28 protein-coding genes and 1 pseudogene are annotated in these 22,259 nt (G+C 41.7%); 25 read left to right on the top strand and 4 right to left on the bottom strand.

All coding sequences use genetic code 11. The features are described 5' to 3' along the window. The first annotated feature begins 46 nt into the window (after positions 1-46). From flgL to ABDB91_RS09835, 15 genes are all read left to right on the top strand, one after another. Entirely contained in the window at positions 47-997 is a 951-nt protein-coding gene (gene flgL / locus ABDB91_RS09905; RefSeq protein ID WP_347491427.1) for a flagellar hook-associated protein FlgL, read from the top strand. A 44-nt stretch (positions 998-1,041) separates the two neighbouring features. Beyond that, positions 1,042-1,341, top strand: a complete 300-nt coding sequence (locus tag ABDB91_RS09900; protein WP_347491426.1) for a hypothetical protein — start codon at positions 1,042-1,044, stop codon at positions 1,339-1,341. An 86-nt stretch (positions 1,342-1,427) separates the two neighbouring features. Further along, positions 1,428-1,958, top strand: coding sequence for a flagellar assembly protein FliW (gene fliW / locus ABDB91_RS09895; protein WP_347491425.1), 531 nt, complete (start codon positions 1,428-1,430; stop codon positions 1,956-1,958). Between the two features lies 1 nt (position 1,959). Continuing rightward, complete coding sequence (gene csrA / locus ABDB91_RS09890; RefSeq protein WP_347491424.1) at positions 1,960-2,202, top strand: carbon storage regulator CsrA; 243 nt, start codon at positions 1,960-1,962, stop codon at positions 2,200-2,202. 124 nt (positions 2,203-2,326) lie between these two features. Beyond that, positions 2,327-4,135, top strand: a complete 1,809-nt coding sequence (locus ABDB91_RS09885) for a flagellin (RefSeq protein WP_347491423.1) — start codon at positions 2,327-2,329, stop codon at positions 4,133-4,135. A gap of 160 nt (positions 4,136-4,295) precedes the next feature. After that, the gene (locus tag ABDB91_RS09880; protein WP_347491422.1) at positions 4,296-6,416 is read left to right on the top strand and encodes a glycosyltransferase; all 2,121 of its coding nucleotides are present in this window, start codon (positions 4,296-4,298) and stop codon (positions 6,414-6,416) included. A 94-nt stretch (positions 6,417-6,510) separates the two neighbouring features. Beyond that, positions 6,511-7,980: a class I SAM-dependent methyltransferase gene (locus ABDB91_RS09875; protein WP_347491421.1), complete on the top strand. Its 1,470-nt coding sequence runs from the start codon at positions 6,511-6,513 to the stop codon at positions 7,978-7,980. A gap of 316 nt (positions 7,981-8,296) precedes the next feature. Continuing rightward, positions 8,297-9,604, top strand: a complete 1,308-nt coding sequence (locus tag ABDB91_RS09870; RefSeq protein ID WP_347491420.1) for a nucleotide sugar dehydrogenase — start codon at positions 8,297-8,299, stop codon at positions 9,602-9,604. 60 nt (positions 9,605-9,664) lie between these two features. Further along, a complete protein-coding gene (locus ABDB91_RS09865) occupies positions 9,665-10,624 on the top strand; it encodes a Gfo/Idh/MocA family oxidoreductase (protein ID WP_347491419.1) in 960 nt (319 codons plus the stop codon). 54 nt (positions 10,625-10,678) lie between these two features. Beyond that, positions 10,679-11,572: a UDP-3-O-(3-hydroxymyristoyl)glucosamine N-acyltransferase gene (locus tag ABDB91_RS09860; RefSeq protein WP_347491418.1), complete on the top strand. Its 894-nt coding sequence runs from the start codon at positions 10,679-10,681 to the stop codon at positions 11,570-11,572. A 41-nt stretch (positions 11,573-11,613) separates the two neighbouring features. After that, a complete protein-coding gene (locus ABDB91_RS09855) occupies positions 11,614-12,741 on the top strand; it encodes a DegT/DnrJ/EryC1/StrS family aminotransferase (RefSeq protein ID WP_347491417.1) in 1,128 nt (375 codons plus the stop codon). Between the two features lie 273 nt (positions 12,742-13,014). Next, positions 13,015-13,368: a hypothetical protein gene (locus ABDB91_RS09850; protein WP_347491416.1), complete on the top strand. Its 354-nt coding sequence runs from the start codon at positions 13,015-13,017 to the stop codon at positions 13,366-13,368. A gap of 179 nt (positions 13,369-13,547) precedes the next feature. Continuing rightward, on the top strand, positions 13,548-13,796 hold the full coding sequence (locus ABDB91_RS09845; RefSeq protein ID WP_347491415.1) for a hypothetical protein: 249 nt from the start codon (positions 13,548-13,550) through the stop codon (positions 13,794-13,796). A gap of 56 nt (positions 13,797-13,852) precedes the next feature. After that, positions 13,853-14,056 (top strand): YjfB family protein, encoded by a 204-nt coding sequence (locus tag ABDB91_RS09840; RefSeq protein WP_347491414.1) that lies wholly within the window; start codon positions 13,853-13,855, stop codon positions 14,054-14,056. Positions 14,057-14,432: 376 nt separating this feature from the next. Beyond that, complete coding sequence (locus ABDB91_RS09835) at positions 14,433-15,359, top strand: Rpn family recombination-promoting nuclease/putative transposase (RefSeq protein ID WP_347491413.1); 927 nt, start codon at positions 14,433-14,435, stop codon at positions 15,357-15,359. A gap of 119 nt (positions 15,360-15,478) precedes the next feature. Here ABDB91_RS09835 and ABDB91_RS09830 read toward each other — a convergent pair whose 3' ends face one another. Then, complete coding sequence (locus ABDB91_RS09830; RefSeq protein ID WP_347491412.1) at positions 15,479-15,649, bottom strand: hypothetical protein; 171 nt, start codon at positions 15,647-15,649, stop codon at positions 15,479-15,481. Between the two features lie 303 nt (positions 15,650-15,952). Here ABDB91_RS09830 and ABDB91_RS09825 point away from each other — a divergent pair, with 303 nt between their 5' ends. Together ABDB91_RS09825 and ABDB91_RS09820 are read left to right on the top strand one after the other, a co-directional pair. After that, complete coding sequence (locus tag ABDB91_RS09825; protein ID WP_347491411.1) at positions 15,953-16,423, top strand: hypothetical protein; 471 nt, start codon at positions 15,953-15,955, stop codon at positions 16,421-16,423. 173 nt (positions 16,424-16,596) lie between these two features. Continuing rightward, positions 16,597-16,896, top strand: coding sequence for a hypothetical protein (locus ABDB91_RS09820; RefSeq protein ID WP_347491409.1), 300 nt, complete (start codon positions 16,597-16,599; stop codon positions 16,894-16,896). A gap of 140 nt (positions 16,897-17,036) precedes the next feature. On the opposite strand, the gene ABDB91_RS09815 is transcribed toward ABDB91_RS09820, so the two are convergent. Then, positions 17,037-17,258: a hypothetical protein gene (locus tag ABDB91_RS09815; RefSeq protein WP_347491575.1), complete on the bottom strand. Its 222-nt coding sequence runs from the start codon at positions 17,256-17,258 to the stop codon at positions 17,037-17,039. A gap of 161 nt (positions 17,259-17,419) precedes the next feature. Here ABDB91_RS09815 and ABDB91_RS09810 point away from each other — a divergent pair, with 161 nt between their 5' ends. Then, a complete protein-coding gene (locus tag ABDB91_RS09810) occupies positions 17,420-17,728 on the top strand; it encodes a hypothetical protein (protein ID WP_347491408.1) in 309 nt (102 codons plus the stop codon). Positions 17,729-17,785: 57 nt separating this feature from the next. After that, entirely contained in the window at positions 17,786-17,989 is a 204-nt protein-coding gene (locus ABDB91_RS09805; protein WP_347491407.1) for a YjfB family protein, read from the top strand. Positions 17,990-18,030: 41 nt separating this feature from the next. On the opposite strand, the gene ABDB91_RS09800 is transcribed toward ABDB91_RS09805, so the two are convergent. Both ABDB91_RS09800 and ABDB91_RS09795 read right to left on the bottom strand, forming a co-directional pair. Then, positions 18,031-18,459, bottom strand: coding sequence for a DUF86 domain-containing protein (locus ABDB91_RS09800; protein ID WP_347491406.1), 429 nt, complete (start codon positions 18,457-18,459; stop codon positions 18,031-18,033). A gap of 4 nt (positions 18,460-18,463) precedes the next feature. Next, a complete protein-coding gene (locus ABDB91_RS09795) occupies positions 18,464-18,946 on the bottom strand; it encodes a nucleotidyltransferase domain-containing protein (protein ID WP_347491405.1) in 483 nt (160 codons plus the stop codon). Positions 18,947-19,469: 523 nt separating this feature from the next. Between ABDB91_RS09795 and ABDB91_RS09790 the strand changes: the two genes are divergently transcribed. The 6 genes and pseudogenes from ABDB91_RS09790 to ABDB91_RS09765 all read left to right on the top strand — a co-directional run. Further along, entirely contained in the window at positions 19,470-19,895 is a 426-nt protein-coding gene (locus tag ABDB91_RS09790) for a hypothetical protein (RefSeq protein WP_347491404.1), read from the top strand. Positions 19,896-20,194: 299 nt separating this feature from the next. Further along, positions 20,195-20,632, top strand: coding sequence for a DUF1232 domain-containing protein (locus tag ABDB91_RS09785; RefSeq protein ID WP_347491403.1), 438 nt, complete (start codon positions 20,195-20,197; stop codon positions 20,630-20,632). A 55-nt stretch (positions 20,633-20,687) separates the two neighbouring features. Beyond that, positions 20,688-20,954, top strand: a complete 267-nt coding sequence (locus ABDB91_RS09780; protein ID WP_347491402.1) for a hypothetical protein — start codon at positions 20,688-20,690, stop codon at positions 20,952-20,954. A gap of 94 nt (positions 20,955-21,048) precedes the next feature. Further along, positions 21,049-21,297 carry a hypothetical protein gene (locus tag ABDB91_RS09775; protein WP_347491401.1) on the top strand — a complete coding sequence of 83 codons (249 nt, stop codon included), beginning with the start codon at positions 21,049-21,051 and terminating at the stop codon, positions 21,295-21,297. Positions 21,298-21,355: 58 nt separating this feature from the next. Then, entirely contained in the window at positions 21,356-21,559 is a 204-nt protein-coding gene (locus ABDB91_RS09770; RefSeq protein ID WP_347491400.1) for a YjfB family protein, read from the top strand. Between the two features lie 386 nt (positions 21,560-21,945). Continuing rightward, positions 21,946-22,125 (top strand): annotated as a pseudogene (locus ABDB91_RS09765) (flagellin); the annotation flags it as partial. Between the last annotated feature and the right edge of the window lie 134 nt (positions 22,126-22,259).

Genomic DNA, 22,259 nt, shown 5'->3' with positions numbered 1-22,259 from the left:
GTTAAATACATACTTTGCCAGGAACCGCCGGAGGGGGGAAATAACAATGCGAGTCACTAACGGCATGATAAGCCGCCACACCCAGAACTATATTCAATACGGTATGCAAAGAATGGCCCGCGCTCAGGAAATGGCGTCCACCACCAAAAAAATTATCGGGCTCAGCGACGATTCCACCGCCATCAGCCAGCTGCTGAATGTTAGAACAAATGTGAAGTTAAATGAGCAATATATGCGTAATATTGATAACGGTTTGAGTTATCTTTATGGAGCGGATACCGCATTGCATACGACAGGCAACATTATAAAAAAAGCCAAGGATTACGCCGAACAGGCTGTTAACGGAACTTTATCCGAATCTGATATGCAAGCTATCGGCGAGCAAATAGATAAATTATTGGATGAAATGAAGGATATTGCCAACACTTCCGTGGGTGGGGTCTATATATTTGCCGGCACGCAAAACAGCCGGCCGCCCTTTGAATTTACCAGGGACGCCGATAATAACATTACTATTACCTACCAGGGGAATCTTGAACGGGTAAGCCGGGAAATATTGGATCAGGCCAATTATGCGATTGATATACCGTCGGTCAATCCTACAGGTGAAGAACTCGGCGTTTTTGGGAACGTTGATACTGCCGATCCCGAAAAAAAAGTTACCGGCGGTGTGTTTGATGCCCTGATCAGGTTAAGGGATAATTTAATGAATGCCAATGTTGAAGGTGTCGAGCAATCCATCGGTGAGCTTGATGATCAGCATAACCATATACTGCGCTACCGGGTGCAGGTGGGGGCCCGTACCAACCACTTTGAATCAGTGAAGGATCAGCTTGGGAATCAGGAATTGACTTTAAACCGGGTAATCAGCAATCTGGAAGACGCCGATCTGGCCAAGGTATCCATCGAATTAACTCAGCAACGGCTGGTATACCAGGCTTCCATGGCGGCGGGAGCGCAAATCTTGCAAGTTTCCTTGCTTAATTTTTTAAACTAGTTTATGATGGATATAGGAATATTTTTCATGGGGAGGCGTAATCAATGAAAATTGGCGCCGGAGGATTACAATCCCAGATTATTGAAGACGCGATAAAAATACGTCAGGTCGACCCCGCCCGCAACAAACCGGAGCAGGACGACCATATTGCCTTTGACCCGCTGCAGGGCCGGAAAAAGGCGGGGCAGGAACTGCACCCGCCCTTGAATGAAGCAAACCGGGGTGCGGCAGTGGATAATTTTAGCGAACACCGGCAGCCGGTCATGGAAACCAAGGCATCGACGGCTGCGGACAATTCGCCGGCAAGACAACCGTTGGGTACTTATGTTGATGTGTATATTTAGATAAACTAAAAAAATTAAAATTATTTCAGTGAAAGGTGACCTGGCAGGGTCACCTAAAATTTTACCTTTTTAGAGGAGATGCTGTCATGAAGGTGCGGACTGCCCGCTTCGGCATACTGGAAATAGAAGCAAACATGATTATCGAATTCCCCAAAGGGATACCCGGCTTTGAGCGGCTGCGGCGTTTTTTTATGCTGCCCGTGGAGGGTGCGGAAAACATCCGGTGGCTGCAGGCTGTGGACGAGCCCGCCGTGGCTCTGTTAATCATCGATCCGTTTAAGTATTATCAAGGCTACTCTTGTGATGTGCCCGATCAAATTGCCGGTGAACTGGAGATAAAAGAATCTGCCGAGGCACTGGTGCTGACCGCCGTCACCGTACCGCCGGACAACCCCGCGGCCGCTACCGCCAATCTGGTGGCCCCCATTATCATCAATACCCGGCTGCGCAAAGGCAGACAGGTCATTTTGAGCGGTTCTCCTTATTCCACCAGGCACAATCTTTTTCAGGAAATCAAATCCCCTGCCGGCCGGGACCGGACGGGAAAGGTGTCCGAGCCTGCCGGGGACACCCCGCCCGATACGGCAAAAAAGGTTTCGGGCAAGGGGGGAGTGTAGCATGCTGGTGCTTACCCGCAAAAGAAACCAGGGAATTATGCTGGGGGATCGGATCAAAATTACCGTTCTGGAAGTTAAGGACGATACCGTTAAAATAGGCATCGACGCGCCCGGGGATGTAACCATCTTACGCAGCGAGCTGTACCAGGCCGTGCGGGAGGAAAACGCCACCGCCGCGGCCGGTGACGGCAACGCGGCGGAGCTGCTGAAAGATTTTTTGGCCGGGCAAGGGGAAAAACGTTAAAGTATGTGGCTATTTTTGACGAATATTATGGTTAGGAAGGTTTTCCAATATCCAAGTGGTGGCCACCCGAGGGATATTAAAATTTCGCATGGATGCAAATAAAATTTCAAGGAGGAATGAAAACATGATTATCAATCACAACATTGCTGCGCTGAACACCTATCGTCAGTTGAGCGGCAACAACGCTATCGGACAAAAATCTTTAGAAAAATTATCCTCAGGACTCCGTATCAACCGCGCCGGTGATGACGCGGCCGGTCTGGCCATTTCCGAAAAAATGCGCGCTCAAATCCGCGGTCTTGACCAGGCCCAGCGCAATGCCCAGGACGGTATTTCCATGATCCAGACCGCTGAGGGCAACCTCAATGAGACCCACAGCATTCTGCAGCGCATGCGCGAGCTGGCCGACCAGGCGGCCAACGACACCAACGTCAGCGTTGACCGCAACGAGATCCAGAAGGAAATCAATGCGTTGACTTCTGAAATCAACCGCATCGGCAACACCACCGAGTTCAACACCCAGAAGTTGCTGGACGGCGGCGCTTCCGCCAGCGGGGTAAGCCTTTCCAGCACCGAAGCCAAGGGAGTTGCCGCTCAGGGTGGTAAGATATTAAACCTTACTGCGGTTAGTCTTGCTGATAGTGTAATTGACGGCGCAACCGGTACTATGACCTTTGTGGTGCATGACGCTACTGGAACAGCTGTAAGTTTTTCAATAACCGGCGAAGCGTTTAAAACACTTTGGGACCAGACTGCAGCCGGGCAAGCTGGAGCTGATGCCACGGATGCTATGAGAAGAGATGCCCTGGAAGAAGTTTTGGGTAAAATCACTTCCGCGGTTACTTTCGAGTTGGCGGACGGCACTGAGAGAACAGTCACGCTGGCTGAAGTGGCTACTATTGACGTTTCAGATTCGGGCATATTCTCCATTCAGTCTAAAATTGGCGGTGCAACAATCAGCCTAACAGCCGCTTCATTTAACACTATGCTAGGGGCTAGTACGTCAACAGCAATTACAGGTGTTGGGACAGCAGCTGAAGAAGCGACCCTATTCGGCTCCAAGGATATAGAAGGAACGGACAACTTAAACCGGGATGATTGGGCGGGCAAGACATTTACAGTCACCTACAACGGCAGGACGGCAAATATAACCCTGGGAACCGAAATTGGCACTGCTTCGACCGGAAAAATAACCGCAAGCGATCTGGTAACTGCTTTTAATGATGCTTTTAGTGCGGTATTTGGCGGCAGTACTGTTTCGGCAACCATCGCCACCAATCCAAACAATATTAATGACACCAATACGTATTTCCAATTTACAACAACTACAACAGGTGATGACGTAACAGATGGAACAGTGCCGGAGTTCAGCATCAAGGGTGCCAACCTTGACCAGATCCTGGGCGATTTTGTACCCGGCCAGAGCGGTTCCGGCGGCACATTCAGGGCCACCTTCCAGATCGGCGCCAACCAGGGGCAGAGTATGACTATTGAAATTAAGGATATGCGTTCGCTGGCCCTCGGAATATCCGCTACCGCGGCCGGATTGGAACATACTGATGTGGAAGGGGCCAGATTCACCGAGGTGCAAAACGTCACCAACGGCACCACCAGCACTACCGTTGAATATGCTCTGGACGTATCCAGTCACGAGTCGGCGAGCGCTGCCGTGAAAGTAATCAACAACGCCATTGAAAATGTTTCCGGCATGCGCTCGGAACTGGGCGCTTACCAGAACCGTCTGGAGCATACCATCAACAACCTGGGCACATCCTCTGAAAACTTGACCGCCGCCGAGTCCCGCATTCGAGATGTGGACATGGCCAAGGAAATGATGGAATTTACCAAAATGAACATTCTTTCCCAGGCGGCTCAGGCCATGCTGGCCCAAGCCAACCAGCAACCCCAGAACGTGCTGCAGTTGTTAAGGTAATTCAAGCAGTTAATTAATAAATTATTAAGGGAGCAGAGTTTCCACTCTGCTCCCTTAATAAGCTGTTCTTTTTATGGAGCATCATTTTTATACTTAGTGGTTTTGCATAAAAGGAATCCAATGTTGTATTAGCAAATTGCTTCTGGAAGGATGAAAATACATGAAGCTAAGTATCAGCATGATGGTAAAGAATGAATCCAAACATCTGGACGAATGTTTGCAAAGCTTACAGCCCATAAGGGATGCCGTTGAAAGTGAGCTTATCATAGTGGATACTGGGTCCACTGATAATACCGTTGAAATAGCAAAAAAATACACCGATCAGGTGTATTTTCATGAATGGAGAGATGATTTTTCGGAAATTAGAAATATAACGGTAAATTACTCCAAAGGCGAATGGTTTTTTGGCATAGACGGTGATGAAGTGTTGCAGAATTCCGATGGTATTATTAAATTCTTTCAAACCGGCCAATATAAAAAATTTAAAACAGCCTGCGTGACTATCAGAAATTTTCACACATCCAGTAACACCGAGGATTTTTCCACCTTTCTGTCTACTAGGCTTTTTAAAAAGGACAAGGAATTTTGCTTTAAGGGTGCCGTTCATAACCAACCTATGGTACGGGAACCCATTGCCAAATTAAACGCTCTCATTGTGCACTATGGTTATCTGTCCGATGACCAGGAATTAATGGAAAAAAAATTCCAAAGAACCAGCAAAATTCTCAAAAACGAGCTGGAAAAAGACCCTGACAGTCTCTATTACACCTATCAACTGTCGGTGACCTACGGCATGCACCGCGACCACCTGGAAGCCCTGGACTACGCCAGAAAAGCATATGAATTTTTAAACAAACAGTACGCCGCTGCGAAAAAACATCATCTTTATGTTTATAACCAGCTTGTCTGGTGCCTAATGCAAAACAATAAGCCGGATGAAGCCACCACGGTTATTTTGGAGGCCCTCGCTCTTGACGCTGAAAATATAGATTTGGTATTATACCTGGCCAGGATACAATATAATAACAAGCAATTTGAACAAGCCGGGGAAAATTATGAAAAATATTTAGGGTTACTTGATAAAGTCAAAAATTTGACCGCCAAAAACACATCCTTATTGTTTTACACTCTTGGCAAGGCGGAGGTTGCGTACAGTGATTTGTTTGCGATCTATAAAAGAGACGCAAATCACGGGCAGTGTATCAGGTGCGTTCAAAACATAGACAACGTTGGCTTTATACTTAACAATATGAGGGCGATTGTAGATTCCTATGTTACTTTGGGGGATTATTATGGTTTGAAGACATATTATCAACAAAAGCAGTTTGCTGAAACCGATAAACTTTACACGGTTTTTGTATCGTCGCTGGAGGACAGGCTTGCAACTGTGGATGAAAAAGACAGGGTCGATGTTTATAAAATATTTAACGATGAAAACGCAAATTATGACCTTTTGAATTGCTTGAGGCTTGCTTATTATGAGCATAATGTCACAGACGTTGATAAATACACAAAAGATCTGACGGAAAGGCTTAACTTTAATCAATGCATTGATTTTTTCGGGGATATTTTCTATATAATTATGTCCATTAAAAAACCTTTACAGAGCTACTTTATTAATATTACCGAGACAAATATTGACACCTACCTGAATTTTATCAGTAAATATCACGTCGACTGCTATAAAAAGGTTGAAGATTATTTGCATGAATACAATAATTATAACGATCTCACTTCGGTTAAAACCGGTAAGCTTTTATGGAGGTCTTTACTAAACCGGCAGGATTTGCCTGACAATGAGTTTCTGACCATACTAAACGGTTACATAAATGTGGGTATTAAATATGTAGAGTACTTGTACAATCCTCATTTTTTAAGCGGAAATTATCCATATGAAGTTAAAAACGACGAAGAAGTTTTTCTGCTTTATCTGTCTAAAGCGGAGAGACAGTACAAAAACAACGATCTTGAATACGTGAAGTGCCTTAAAGAAGCGCTGGAGAAGGTCCCCATGATGAAGCGGGGGATTGGATTATTATTAAATGAAGTCAAATTGAAACAAGAGCATGCAGAAGTGGAGCTCGATGAACTTAAAGATAAATTAATTGAGAAAATTACCGGGTTGTTGGCCTTGGGTATGTTGCAGGATGCCAAAGTGCTGTTGGAAGAAGCTAAAAGCATTTTGCCTGATGATATTGACTTAATTATACTGTCGTCAAAGATATCCTTAAAGGAGCTTGAGGTATCCAAGGATAGGACCGGTAGCGAGCACTTAATGTAGGAGAGGAAGAAAAAGTTTTGGAGGAAAACAATAGTAGCTTGAAAATGGCAAACTACTGGAGGCAGATGATTTAATAAACGGTTATGAAAAAATTGTGGAAAACGATCTTGATATATTATCGGCAAAGGCAGTGATATTAATTGTACAAAACAAATTGCAGGATGCTGAAGGACTGTTGCTTGCCGGTCTGGAGTTGGATTCAAAACATTTTGATTTATTATTTAATTTAGGCTATGTATATGAGCAAAAGTTAGAGTATCAAAAGGCTTTAAACATTTACAAGGATGCTAAAGATGTTATTAAAACGGATAAGCAAAGCGGTGAGGTCGAAAACGCGATTCGGAAGCTGGAGTCTTTATTAAATGCTTCTAAAAAGACTGCTTATATAAACAGCAATATTCCCAATATAGATCCAGTTTCAAATGAAGAATCTCTAACCAAACAACTTAAGGAAAAGAAAGTAAATATCAAACAATACTTCAAAGAACCGGATGATGCTATCAAAAAACGATTTCGCAAAAAAGAACACCAAGCGATTATTAAGATCATAAATGAGGGTATTTCCAAAAGAAATTACGCCCAGGTAATTTCTATCTGCAACTACTGGATTAATCAAATAGATGCAAAGTCTGCTTATATTTATTATTTCCTGGCAGTGGCTGCAAACGGAATTGGTGGTTATGAAAACGCCCTTACTTTTCATAAAACAGCCATGGAACTAGATTCTTCCCTAGCAGACATCAGAAATAAACAATCAAAATATATCGGTAACTATCGGGAAAATCAAACGTCGTGTATTGGGTGTGGATTCCAGGGCTGTAAAATAGTCAATGTAACCAATCAATCTATTTCAGAAGACAATAAGGAAATGATTAACCCCATAAGGATATGGGTTAAATGTCAAAAATGCGGTTTAGTGTACGCAAACCCTATGCCGGAAGCAGAGGTTTTAAACCAATATTATTCGATCATTGCTAAAGAAAAATCTGGTGGAATTTACGGTGATATTGGACAAAGGTTTGAGTTTTTAGTGAAGATGGCTAATAAACGATTAGAGAAGATCGAGAGGCATTGGGGGGGAGTAGGTACGCTTTTGGATGTTGGCACAGGAATTGGGGTGTTTGTTGGTACTGCTATGGATAGAGGCTGGGATGCCAATGGCTTGGAACTTACACCTGATGATTGTGTTTATGCTGCTGAAAATTTTGGTTTAACATTGTTGCAGCAGGATTTATATACCTGCAATTTCCAGGTGCAATATGATGTAGTAACATTCTTTGAAGTGATTGAACATCTAAGATCACCCCAAAAGGATTTAAAAAGAATAAATCAATTTATTAAAGAGAATGGTATCCTGGTAGTTGCTACGCCAATATTGGACAGTATGTTTGGTAAAAAGGAAAAGGACAAAAATGTTTTTTGGAATGTGGTAACACATCTTTCGTATTTTACTAAAGATGTGTTGACTAATTATTTAATGGAATGCGGATTTGAAATCCTTGAAATTAGTACCTCTGATGAAGGAATGGGTAGGATGGAGTATTATTGCAGAAAAATGTCATAATGCTATTTGAAGGTGGTTTTTTGAAATGGAAGTGAATAAGCAGATGAATACATACAAAAATCAGGTAATTAAAAGATATACAGCCAAAATCTGCGTTGTTGGTTTAGGGTTAGGGTATGATGGGCTTTTCACTTATTGACCTTGCGGGGGAAGTTATACCCCTATACCGTAATAGGTGGTTGGCAAGGTTATGGAAACCTTAAATAATCAAAAAAGCCTGACCGTGGTTTCAATTAAAAAATGTATTATCTATTAGCATTGTTGGTGATATCATTTATAGGAATATCTATAGAAAATATAAACGGAGTAGAACACAATGAGTGAACTCAAAAACAAAATACTTAATAAAACAGCAACCCTTGGCGTAGTGGGTCTAGGCTATGTAGGGCTGCCACTAGCTGTCGAAAAAGCCAAGGCCGGCTTTAAAACCATAGGATTTGACGTGCAGGATTCAAAAGTAGAAATGGTTAACGCTGGGAAAAACTATATTGGTGATGTTGTAAATGAAGACCTTGCAACTCTAGTCAATTCAGGCTTACTTTCAGCCACTAACGATTTTTCACAAGTTGCCCAAGCAGACTGTGTTTGTATATGTGTTCCTACACCGCTAGACGTATACCAGCAGCCAGACATTAGCTATGTTAAGGCTTCAACTGAGAGCATCGTACCATATATGCACAAGGAGATGTTGATAGTCCTTGAGTCTACTACATATCCGGGTACGACTGAAGAACTACTTAAGCCTATACTTGAAACATCCGGTTTGAAATGCGGAGAGGATTTTTATCTTGCTTTTTCACCGGAACGTGTCGATCCGGGGAATCTTATTTACAAGACTAAGAATACTCCTAAAGTTGTGGGTGGGATAACGCCAAAGTGTACTGATATAGCAGCTACCTTATATGAATGCGTATTGGTTGCATGTATCCACCGCGTATCTTCACCGGCAATCGCTGAGATGGAGAAGATATTGGAAAATACATACCGCAATATTAACATTGGTCTAGTCAATGAACTAGCCATTCTATGTGAAAAGATGAACATAAACTTTTGGGAAGTCATTGATGCAGCCAAAACTAAACCATATGGTTTTCAGGCGTTTTACCCCGGTCCCGGTTTAGGCGGGCACTGCATCCCTTTGGATCCCTATTATTTGTCTTGGAAGGCACGTGAATATGGTTTCCATACCTCTATGATAGAGGCATCCATGATAATAAATGACCGCATGCCGGAGTATTGTGTAGAGCGGGCAGCCAAGATTTTAAATCGCTTTAAGAAGGCGATGAACGGTTCTAAGGTGTTGGTGCTTGGTGTGGCTTATAAGCAGGACATTGACGATTTTAGGGAAAGTCCTGCTATTAAAGTGATCGAAGGGTTGAAAAAAAATGGCTCATATGTTGTGTACTTTGATCCTTATGCATCCGAGTATCGTAAGCAAGGAAAAGTTATGAAAAGCGAACCCGCATTGACCGCAGAGCTGATTGAAAGTGCGGATCTGGTTATGATAACAACTGCGCATTCCAACGTCGATTACGATTTTGTGCAAAAACACGCTAAAATTATCTTTGATACCAAAAATGCTATGAAGGACATAGCAAATAGAGAAAATATCGAAGTGCTATAGTACACTACAAATATTTATTTTATTATAAAACAGTAAAATTAATAAAGGGGCAATTATCAAATGGATAGAAAAATATGTGTAATTGGAGGAGGACGATGGGGGCAAAACCATATCAGAACTCTCTTCCAAATGGGTAATTTGGCGGGTATCGTTGAAACTAATCAGAACAGGCTAGATGAATTATTTATGCAATACCCAGTGAAAGCTTTTACTAAATTAGATGATGCAATTGAGCAAGGATTTGATGGTTACATATTAGCCACACCTGCTGAGACCCATTATCCAGTGGGAAAGAAATTATTGGAACGCGGACTTAATGTACTTATAGAAAAGCCAATGGTTCTTTCTTCTGAGAATTCAAAGGAACTTGTTGATATTGCCGAAAAGACAAAGGCCAGATTAATGGTGGGACACCTTTTGCTATTTCATCCGGCCATTAAAAAAATTAAAGAAGCCATCGACAGTGGTAAAATCGGGCGGCTCTACTATATTTATTCTAATAGGTTAAACTTGGGGACAGTTAGAACTGAGGAAAATGTGTTTTGGTCATTTGCACCACATGATATTTCCATTTTGGATTATTTCATAGGACATGTTGCTATTAAAATAGAAGCGCGAGGGACAAAATTTCTACAAGATAAAATCTATGATGTGACAATGGCTCACCTTACCTACCCCGGAAATGTACATGCTCATATCTTTGTTTCTTGGCTTCATCCTTTCAAAGAACAAAGATTAGTTGTAGTTGGAAGTAAAGGAATGATTGTCTTTGAAGATTCTTCTTTAGATAAGAACATTCTTTATTATAATAAACATATTGATTGGGTGGATGAAAAACCAGTTAAGATAGAGCACCCTGATGAAATTATTAAGTATAAGAAAGATATGCCTTTACCTGAAGAATTGAAGTACTTTATTGACAATCTGGATAAAACAATTGAAGTTGCTAGTGGAAAAACGGGCCATGAAGTAGTTAAAGTATTGGAGACTGTGCAAAAGTTAATAACTAAGGATGAATGAAAAGGTAGAATAGTTTCCGCAACCTAGAACATAAAAGAAGTGAGTTGAATATATATGCTTTTGTCATTAATTAAAAAAATAACAGAGTGTCAAGTTGTTCGAGATTGTGAGGTAGATTCTTTAGGTCTAGCTACCTCATATAGTAATAATAAAAAAGTTTTGAGCTTCCTAGCAGATAAAAAATTTTTAGATACAGTCCTTGAGAATAATAGCATTACTGCATTGATATGCACAGAAGAGATCTATAACAGTATGCTTATACCAGCTAAATATGGTCTGATAATAGCAATAGATCCAAAGATTGCATTTTATGATATACATAATAAATTAGCAAAAGAAGACTTTTATTGGAAACACTTTAAAAATAAAATTTCCGATACAGCCCGAATCTCGGATAAGGCTATAATTGGCGAAGATAGTATACAAATTGGGGATAATGTTTTAATTGAAGCAGGGGTTGTAGTACACCCGGGTTCGATAATTGGAAATAATGTAATTATTCGTTCCGGAACACAGGTGGGCTCTAGTGGATTTCAATTTGTTAATAATGGAGAAACAGTATTTCCAGTTAAAACAGCTGGACGTCTAATAATAAGTGACTATGTGGAAGTCCAGCACAATTGTTGCATTGATCGAGGTATTATGGGAGATACAGTATTAGATAAATATGTAAAGTTGGACAACTTTGTGCATATTGCTCATGATAACTTTATAGGGAGACGTACCTTTATTACGGCAGGTGTTAAACTGGCAGGACGTGTAGTTGTGGGTAAGGATTGTTGGTTGGGTGTTAATGCAACTGTTTCAAATGGTATTAGTATTGGCGATAATTGCAGAATTTCTTTAGGGTCAGTGGTTACTAAAGACGTACCATCAAATTCGACTGTATCAGGCAATTTTGCAATAAGTCATGAAAGATTTATTAAATTCATAAAATCCATAAAATAGCTATCATGATAAATTGGGTTCATATAGAAGGTGTATAAAAAATGCAATTTAGAGATTTAAAAACACAATACCAAAGATATAAAGATGAGATTGATTCCGCAATACAGGAAGTATTATCAAATACAAATTTCATTGGCGGTAAACAGGTTAGCGAATTGGAAGCACAGTTGGCCGAATACGTTGGCGTTAGGCATTGCATTTCCTGTGCCAACGGAACCGAGGCAATGACGCTTACGGCTATGGCCTGGGGAATCAAAGAAGGGGATGCCGTTTTTGTGCCTGACTTCACTTTTTTCTCGACAGGCGAGATTGTCTCTTTTGAGGGAGCGACCCCTGTATTCGTAGATGTAGAACGAGACACTTTCAACTTAGATCCTGTAAAACTGGAGAGAACAATTCAGAAGATAATAGCAGAAGGAAAATTAACCCCCAGGGCTATCGTCCCAGTTGATTTATTTGGTCTTCCCGCAAACTATTTTGAAATTATAGAAATAGCAAAGAAATACCACCTATTAATTCTGGAAGACGGCGCTCAGGGCTTTGGTGGCAATATTAATGGACAAAGAGCTTGCAGCTTTGGCGACGCAGCAACTACTTCATTTTTCCCTGCAAAACCGTTGGGATGTTATGGAGATGGGGGAGCTGTGTTTACCAGTGATGACAAGTTGGCACAGCTTTTGAAATCCCTGAAAGTTCACGGCAAGGGCGATAATAAATACGATAATGTGAGAATTGGTGTTAATTCAAGATTGGATACTATTCAAGCTGCTATATTACAAATAAAGTTAAAAGCATTTATTAACCACGAACTGGAGGAGGTAAACAGGGTATGCCAATATTACAATAAAAGACTGGGCGGTGTTGTCGAAACACCCGTAATACCGGATGGGTTCTATTCGAGTTTTGCTCAGTACACTATCAAACTGAAGAATAAAGAACAGCGTGATGATCTGCAAGCCAAACTGAAAGAGCAAGGCATCCCAAGCATGATTTATTATATTAAGCCTATGCATAGACAGGGAGCATTTGCAAATTTAGAGTTTGATGAAAATGATTTTGAAGTGACCAATGAACTATGCGATATAGTTCTTTCACTACCAATGCATCCTTATTTAACTGAAGACGATGTTACAACCGTATGTGATGTAATTAAGTTAAGGCTTATATAGTGTGATATCGCTTTGGTAATTTGGAGTTGCATATAATCATGCATTTGCTCGGGGAAATTCCGAAAGGGCTATCGCTTTCCCGAAATTTTCCCAAAGGAAACTTGACCCTCGCCAGGTTAACACATCAACATGCTAAAGGGTAAGGCTCGAAATAAGAGTGTTAGGTTAAAACATTAGCGCACTAAAGATCCATTTGTAATCCGAATATACAAAAATAGCGCATTCTAAATGCTCTTATAATCCATTAACTTTGTTAAAATGAGGAACATATTTATGGACAAGGAAGACCTTATTGAATTACTGGGAAGCTTCCTGGAGGGGCTGGAACATGCTAAGTCAAAGATGAACGAAGGCGCCCTTAAAAACGGGATAATTATGCTGCATAACATGGTAGACGGGTACTATCAAGCAGAGCTATTTCTCCAGTCATTGATGAAAAACCTTACAATCAATCAAATAGCACGCATAGTTGAAGACCTCCGTAACTCTTTTGATTTGGTTACGTCTGCTTACGAACATGGGGATAGCATCAAGGCCATGGAATTTATGAAGTTTGGTATCCTATCAAACTTCAAGAAATGGCAGAAGGAACTGAACCGGTGCCTTTTGCCGCACGTGGTATCATAATTAGTAATCTTGAGGAACTTCATTAATGTGAAATGAAAGCTGTGTAATCTACTTCCAAGAGGGATCACAATCATGATAATAAACCACAATATAACCGCATTAATAAAGCCCACAGAAACATGACAATAGCTTTTAACATAAGTTTAATTGGTCTGCAGGTATAGCCTTACAGCATTGGAGTGATAAAACTGACAATTATCAACGAGGACTACCTTCGGCAACAGCTGGAATGGGTCAAGTATCGAGCGGAGGCTTTGGATGAGATTGAGAATAAGCTAAAAAAGATGAAAGAACTGGCGGTATTCGCCACGGAAAACGAATTGCTTCCGATGGAAACGCTGGAGATTAACGCAAAGCTACAGGAGCTGCACAAGGAAGTTACCGAACTGGACGAGCAAACCAGGGTGTTTTGGTTAGATTGTCAGTAGAACAACTGCTCTAAATTACAGCACATATAGATTACTGCTAATGGGGGTGACTACGAATGGACATAGCGGCATTGTCGATACTGAAAAGCCAAATCCAGCTGCAGCAGGACGCGGGCATTGCCATAATGAAAAAAGCCATGAGCACTGCGGAACAGGGCGGCAGCCTGGTTAATCAAATGCTGGATAAGGCTGCGGAGGGGAAAACGGCAGCTCAGGTTAAAATGCCCCACCTGGGTAATAATATCAATGCTTTAGTGTAGCTTAAGATGCCTCAGATACCTTCTGGGGCATTTTTGACAACCAAAGGTCGATGACCAGGGAGGCAGTTTCTGTGACAGGTGAATCAGGAACAATTCTTTATAACCGATAAAATGGGGAACACGAAATGGAAAGGTTATACCGGCACAACAAGAAGAATCCTGGACTTGGATTATTGTTAACAAGATTTACACTGCCGAATCATTGGATGCTGCTGCCGGACTGTCTCCAGTGCCCTGCTTTTCAGTTTCCGAACCATAAGCTGCATCTGCCAACCAATCTACATCTCCATTTCTACACCATAGTTATTCTATATTTAGCTTGCGTTTCAAATCTGGTATAATAAGGGTAATGGAACTTGCCAGAGGGGGTGTAGGCTTGGTGAAATCAAGAAAGATCAACCGAACCAACGATTACCTGTTCAAAAGGATATTCGGCTCGGACGAGGGCAAAGATGCACTTATCGGTTTTCTTAACGCCGTGCTGAAACCGACATTGGATCAAGAATTAACGTCAGTGGAGTTGTTAGACCGGGAGTTGGACCCCAAATACTTGCTGGACAAAGCCGCCAGACTGGACATCTTGGCCAAGACAGCAACCGGAGCATTAGTGAATATAGAAGTACAGGTAGTAAATAAATACAACATCGACAAAAGAACCCTGTTTTACTGGGCAGGGCTATATCACGGACAATTGGGCAGTAGTGAGAACTTTATAAATCTCAGAAAAACTATCACCATCAACATACTCGGCTTTAACTGGTTTAGGGGGAATACCGGTAAATATCATCACACCTTTCATATTAGAGAAGACCAAACGGGTGAGTTGTTGAACGATGATTTGGAAATTCATTTCCTGGAGTTGGGGAAAGTTGCCAAGTTGAAGCGCAAACCCTTGAATAACCTGGAGGAATGGCTGCTTTATTTAAATAATATTCAAGGAGAAGAAATGGAGGAAATCGCCATGGGAAACCCCGGAATTCGGAAAGCATTGACCATTGAACAGATCTTCTTAAAGAACAATACGGAGCGCAGGCTATACGAGCTCAGGGAAAAAGCCGTTAGGGATGAAATCTCCATGCTGGCCGGTGCAAGGGCTGAAGGTGAGGCTAAGGGTGAGGCTAAGGGCAGGGCTGATGCCATTTGTACATTTCTTGATGTAAGGTTTGGCAAGTCCTCAAAGGGCTTACAGGGAAAAGTAAAGTCCATCAGTAAATTGGATGTTTTAGACAGGATCATCAACAAGATTTATACCGCCGAATCGTTGGAAGATGCCGGGGCCATTATAGATAATGCCACAAAGTGAACGATGGGCATACCGTAACCCCGGGCAAACTGCTGGGAGAAGCCTAACTGGCCTCTTCCTCGGCTTTTTTAACAGGCGGCATATATTCGGTTTTATGCTTCATCATGCTGCAGACGATATTAACCAACCTTCGCAATATCTCGGTATAAATCCAAGTCGTACATTCCCTGTTTAATTGCCTGGGTACCTTGAATAATCGGCGTATCTGGCAGTTTAAACAAATCGTCTACATTTCGCGGCGTTTTATCTTCCAAAATACAATTAAAAAAAGGGGGTATTTTGTTTGACACTTATGTAGCCCCAAAGACAATTAAAACGTTGCGACACCTGATCTTTAGCCATCCAACTAATACAAACAGGCTAACGGATATCTACCGTCATCTTTACCCATTTTACCCACCCAAACACTTGCCGCCTAATCTAAATTAGGCAGTGAGATACAATAAAAAGACCCATCTTGGTACAATCCAATCTAAATATCACTGCACCCGTTCCAAAACAAAAATAACCAGGGCAGGAAAATAAAACAGTACTTAGAAAACAAATGGTTATGTGCTAAAATAAAAATTAGGGAAGGGTGAAACCAAAGCAAGATGCCCCAAATAGACATACCCATAAAAAAGCTAATTCAGCGCCGCCCTGCCGATTGGGCCAAATTCATTCAACCGGACTGTCGGGATGAATGGGTAACCAACTTTAAAACAGACTACACCCCAACAAAGGAATCCCGGCTGGATAGCGTACTGGAAATAACCGACCCCCATAAGCCGTACCTGCTGAACCTGGAGCCTATGGGCTTCCGGGACAACGCACTACCCGTTAGAATGCTGCGCTACCGCAGCGACATTTGGGAAGCCACCGTGGCAGACGGCCGGGGAATACCCCCCATACGGCAAGTGGTGCTATTCTTCTACCGTAAAGATGATAACGGACTGTACCGGCTGCAGGATAGTTGGGATTATGGACTACTGGAATACGTTTACGCAGTAATCAGGGTCTGGGAAGAACCCAGACAAAAAGTAATCGACGCCAAACTACTGGACTATACCCGCTGTTGCCGCTGATGAAAGGCCGCGAAGAAGAAACCCCGAAGCAGGCACTAAATGAATGTATCAGTGTCATACAGGAAATAAAAGACGAATCGCTACAACTGGATCTATTGGCGTTAATGGCAATTATGGCCGGAGGTAAATACTCAACCTCACTTGTACTATCACTCGTAAGGAGGGAAATGATCATGCAATCACCAATATTCCAAGAGTGGGTTAAGGAGGAGCGGACGGAAGCTGAAGCCATAGGAGAAGCCAAGGGAGAAGCAAGGGGTATAAAAACAGCCCAGGATTCCATCTGCAAATACTTGGCAGTTAGATTCGGCTCTCCAGCACACCAATTGCAGCAACAGGTAAGAAACATTTCCAGCTTAATTGAACTAAACCGTATCATTGATAGTATTTACACAGTTAACACCCTGGAAAAAGCACAAGCGGTGGTATTGGAGAGTCGGGGGACGGTTGAGAGTCGGGGGACGGTTCCTTGACTCATTAAATAAGTCAAGGATTGCTTCACCTGCGCCTTTTCCAAAAAAATACAAAAGGGAAACAGACGACCAAAATGTTAACAGACTGGCTATACGTTTCTGTCCCGTGCTTGGTAAAGTGACAGTAAATTATAGTATTTTCAGTGTGAATCAACTTCAAAATTTATACGAGCCGACCGGTCATTTTCCACTAATAATTGAGCTGTTTTGAGTATTTGATGCTGAAGTACCGGAGGGGCTGCAGTAATATCCACCACATCAAACGGCCGACTTGTTTTCTTTTCCAGTTCCATACCGCTGGTCAGGATAAAGTCAAGACGCTCTATTTTATCATTTAATTTTTTGTCCAATAACACGGCAATATTGATGTCTTCCCTGTACAGAGAGCCTTACGAAACAGGAAGAAAAGATGAAAAAACAAAGCTGATAATAAAGTTTTTAACTAAGCGATTTGGTGTTTTGTCAGCAGATTTAAAGAAAAAGCTAGAGGTAGCAGATACAGAAAAGTGGCTCTTGAAACAACATGACAATAGCTTTTAACATAAGTTTAATTGGTCTGCAGGTATATCCTTACAGCATTGGAGTGATAAAACTGACAATTATCAACGAGGACTACCTTCGGCAGCAGCTGGAATGGGTCAAGTATCGAGCGGAAGCCTTGGACGAAATTGAAAATAAGCTAAAAAAGATGAAAGAACTGGCGGTATTCACCACGGAAAACGAATTGCTCCCAATGGAAACGCTAGAAATTAACGCAAAGCTACAGGAACTGCACAAGGAAGTTGCCGAACTGGACAAGCAAACCAGAGTGTTTTGGTTAGATTGTCAATAAAACAATTGCTATATATTACAGCACATCTAAATCACTGTTAATGGGGGGTGACTACGAATGGACATAGCGGCACTGTCGATACTGAAAAGCCAAATCCAGCTGCAGCAAGACGTGGGTATTGCCATAATGAAAAAAGCCATGGGTACTGCGGAGCAGAGCGGCAGCCTAATTAATCAAATGCTGGATAAGGCAGCGGAGGGGAGAGCGGCAGCTCAAGTTAAAATGCCCCACCTGGGTAATAATATCAATGCTTTAGTATAGCTTAAGATGCCTCAGACACTTATCTGGGGCATCTTTGACAACTATTGAATATTCTGAAGAAAACGTTCATATATATATTGGGCGAATTTTCTCAAATCTGCAACGTTGCGTTTGAGAATTATATATACTATTTCAGGGTCAATTTTGGCGTAACTATGGACAATAAGGTTTCGGAACTGAGCCATTTTTGATAATTGGGCAAGCTCCTTGCCGGGGATGTAACCGTTCTCTGCCAGGACTAAAAAAATATCTTTGTTGCTTTCAGGTTCACGCAGCCTTTCGCTTGATATGATATGGCTGCTTATATCCAGACAACATTCTATGGACAGATGCAGCGTTCTTTCTATGTAACGGCGCACTTTTTTATTATTTATGAATTCGTTCATTGAAATTGCTTGTTCTTGTTCCAGATCATCAATGTATTCAGCAAGGTATTTTAGTTTTTCCCTTATAACTTCCTGCTCAACCAAGTTGTTACCTCCTGAATTTTTGTAATACATTTCTGTCCCGTGCTTGGTAAAGTGGCAGCAAATCATAGTATTTTCGGCGTGAATCAACTTCAAAATTTATACGAGACGACCGGTCATTTTCCACTAATAATTGAGCTGTTTTGAGTATTTGATGCTGAAGTGCCGGAGGAGCTGCGGTAACATCCACCACATCAAACGGCCGACTTGTTTTCTTTTCCAGTTCCATAGCGCTGGTCAAGATAAAGTCAAGACGCTCTATTTTATCATTTAACTTTTTGTCCAATAACACGGCGATATCAATATCACTGTTTTTTCGCATCAGTTTTTTGGCCGCCGAACCGAAAAGATATACAGCCAATACATTTTCTTTATCGGCAAAGTATGTAATTACGGTGTCTATAATATTTTTTATTTCTTCAGTAAAGGTAACATTCATTATTATTTCTAGTCCTCTCGCTTCGTTCAAGGTACAAAAGGGCGGTTTCAAACTTATTACCTCACAGGATAGCTATTTACCTTATTATACCATAGGGAGATGCGTGGGGGCAATTGACTATTTTTCTAATATTGCTGTTCGCCATTATCCACGTATCCACGGGCACTATCCACGGGGACGGTTCTTGTGGTAGGTTGCTATAAACCAAAAAGCTTCCCAAAGAAGGACAATCATTCACTTGGGTAATGCATTAACAAACTAAATTATGGAGCTCAAAACAAGAATGCTCGAATTAAAACATTAGCATAAATTGCTTTTTGCTATCCTAATATACATAAACAAAGCATCCTAAAATACTCTTGTAATCTAATATCTTTATTGAAATGAGGAACATATAGTGGACAAGCATATTGACATAATGAGGCGAATAATTCAACTACTGGAAACCTGCCTAGAAGGCCTGGAACATGCTGACACGACCACAGGGACGGTTCCTGTGACAGATTACTATAAACTAAAGATTTGCTTATAAGCACATACCGTGGTTTATTGTATATTGGAAGGAGACGATAGAATGTCGCGGGCAGGAAGGATTAAATTTGGTACTGACGATGCAAATTTGAATGCATTACGGATTAATTTACCAATCAGAGCTATGTTAGTGTTTGATAATCTAACTAACAAAATTAAGAAAGAATATCCACAACTAAAGCATGCTACTGGAAGTTGGTATGTCAACTATGGCTTTAACAAAAAGGTAATATTCTTCAAAGTTGAACCTGCTCCACAACATAGTTGTGTCTATATTGCAGTACACGATGAGGACTATCCTCAATTGACTGAAGATTCAAAGTTACATGTATTATTGAAACCACCACCAGGCTTGCAGCCTGGTAACTGGAAACAGCAAGCAATAGTAAAAGACAACTCTGACTTAAGATGGGCCTATAATCTTATTGATGAAATCTATAACCTTGTTATAAAACGCTACTATATGTAGGTACTGGTACCCGAATGCGGGGCAGCAACCACGGGCACGGTTCTCGTGGCAGGGGGCATGGAAATAATTCTCGGTAATCAATTCTTTAACTTGTTGTCATTAAATCACATTGAGATAATAGTAGAGGATAGTTCTGGCGATAGTCATATCAAGAACTGTTTTATGAATTAATAACCCTCTTGTTTTTATGAAGGTTTAAGTTACGATAATCAACCATAATATTGTGGCATTAGAGGAAATTGCCGTCAGCCGTAGAATATGAAACATAAACAGATATTTTTTTACTTAAGGTGATGATTATGACTGCAAAACAAGAAGATTTTTATCGGAATATGAGATCTAAAATTAAAGATTGGCTAAAAACAAAAAATGGCTCTGATAACAAATGGGCTGAATATATTTTGCTTGCCCCGGATTTCTTTCACTTACTTTGCAAACTAGCCATTGACAAAGATGTACTTGTAACGGATAAAGCTAAATTGGTAGGAGCTATTGTTTACTTTATATCCCCTTTAGATTTAATTCCCGAAGGCATTGTTGGCCCTGCAGGGTATGTGGATGATATTGCTCTAACTGCTTATGTCTTAAACTCAGTTATTAATAACACAAATCCCGAAGTAGTTAGGAGACACTGGGCCGGTGAAGGAGATGTACTCGAGGTTATCAAGTCTGTATTAGCCGTGGCGGATCAGATGGTCGGATCAGGATTATGGAGAAAATTAAGAGCTAAGTTTTAGTATTCTTTGGGGAGGATTTAAGTGATTAAAGTAAACTTTGGATAGCTCTTGAATTGTGTTGACCAAACAATGTCCAGTCTCATCTCTTAAGCTCCTCCAGCGCTTTCTCTACATCGCTATAGCGTTTTGCGTTAAGGTCGTGGGCAAATCGTTCGGCTTCCTGCATAGCGGCGTTGATCACAGCGTTCGGCGTATTGATCGCCACTTCGAACGGGAAACCGCCGACTCGAATCCGGGATTAGGGATGAAAGAACTGATGGCGCTGACTAAATACAATATTCTCCAGCAAGTTGCACAGGCTATTTTTGTTCATGCTAATTAGCAAGCCGAAAATCTCCTTCGGCTCTTGAAACAACATGACAATAGTTTTTAGCATAAGTTTAATTGATTTGTCGGTATAACCTTGCAGCATTGGAGTGATAAAACTGACAATTATCAACGAGGATTATCTTCGGCAGCAGCTGGAATGGGTCAAGTATCGAACGAAGGCCTTGGATGAGATCGAGAATAAGCTAAATAAGATGAAAGAACTGGCGGTATTCGCCACGGAAAACGAATTGCTCCCGATGGAAACGCTGAAAATTAACGCAAAGCTACAGAAACTGCACAAGGAAGTTGCCGAACTGGACAAGCAAACCAGGGTGTTTTGGTTAGATTATCAATAAAACAATTGCTTTAGATTACAGCACATATAAATCACTGTTAATGGGGGGGTGACTACGAATGGACATAGCGGCACTGTCGATACTGAAAAGCCAAATCCAGCTGCAGCAAGACGTGGGTATTGCCATAATGAAAAAAGCCATGGGTACTGCGGAGCAAAGCGGCAGCCTGGTTAATCAAATGCTGGATAAGGCAGCGGAGGGGAGAGCGGCAGCTCAGGTTAAAATGCCCCACCTGGGTAATAATATCAATGCTTTGGTATAGCTTAAGATGCCTCAGACACTTATCTGGGGCATCTTTGACAACTATTGAATTGTGTTGTCCAAGTAATGTCCAGTCTCATTTTTTAAGCTCCTTCAACGCTTTCTCTACATCGCTATAGCGTTTTGCGTTAGGATCGCGGGCAATGCGTTCGGCTTCCTGCATAACGGCGATGGTCACAGCGTTCGGTGTGTTGATCGTCACTGAGGAATTATTAGATTATAAAAATATTGATGAAGTTGAAGCGACCCTTAACTAATGCTCGGGTCGGTTCTGTACAAGGCCTACAGCCTCATCCAAAACCTTCTGAGTTATCCATAAGGGGTCTGTCCCTTACTGCAGCCACCTGCCTATAGCCGTCTAACTTCTTTCCAAGAAAGACTACAACCATGATAATCAACCACAATATTACGGCACTAACTGCTTATAGAAACATGATCATAGCCGGTAACATGGTTATCAGATCCATGGAAGGACTTTCTTCAGGTCTCAGAATAAACCGTGCCGCTGATGATTCCGCCGGTCTGGTTATCAGTGAAAGGATGCGGGCACAGATCAGGGTTCTGCAGACCCGAATCATTGGATGCCACTGCCGGACTGTCTCCAGTGCCCTGCTTTTCAGTTCCCGAACCATAAGCTGCACCTGTCAACCTATCTACATCTACATTTCCACACCATAGTTATTCTATATTTAGCTTGCGTT

This window comes from Desulfoscipio sp. XC116, from assembly GCF_039851975.1.
Lineage (GTDB): Bacteria > Bacillota > Desulfotomaculia > Desulfotomaculales > Desulfallaceae > Sporotomaculum.
Note: the sequence above shows the minus strand (reverse complement) of the source record. Positions and strands in the feature narration are given on the sequence as shown.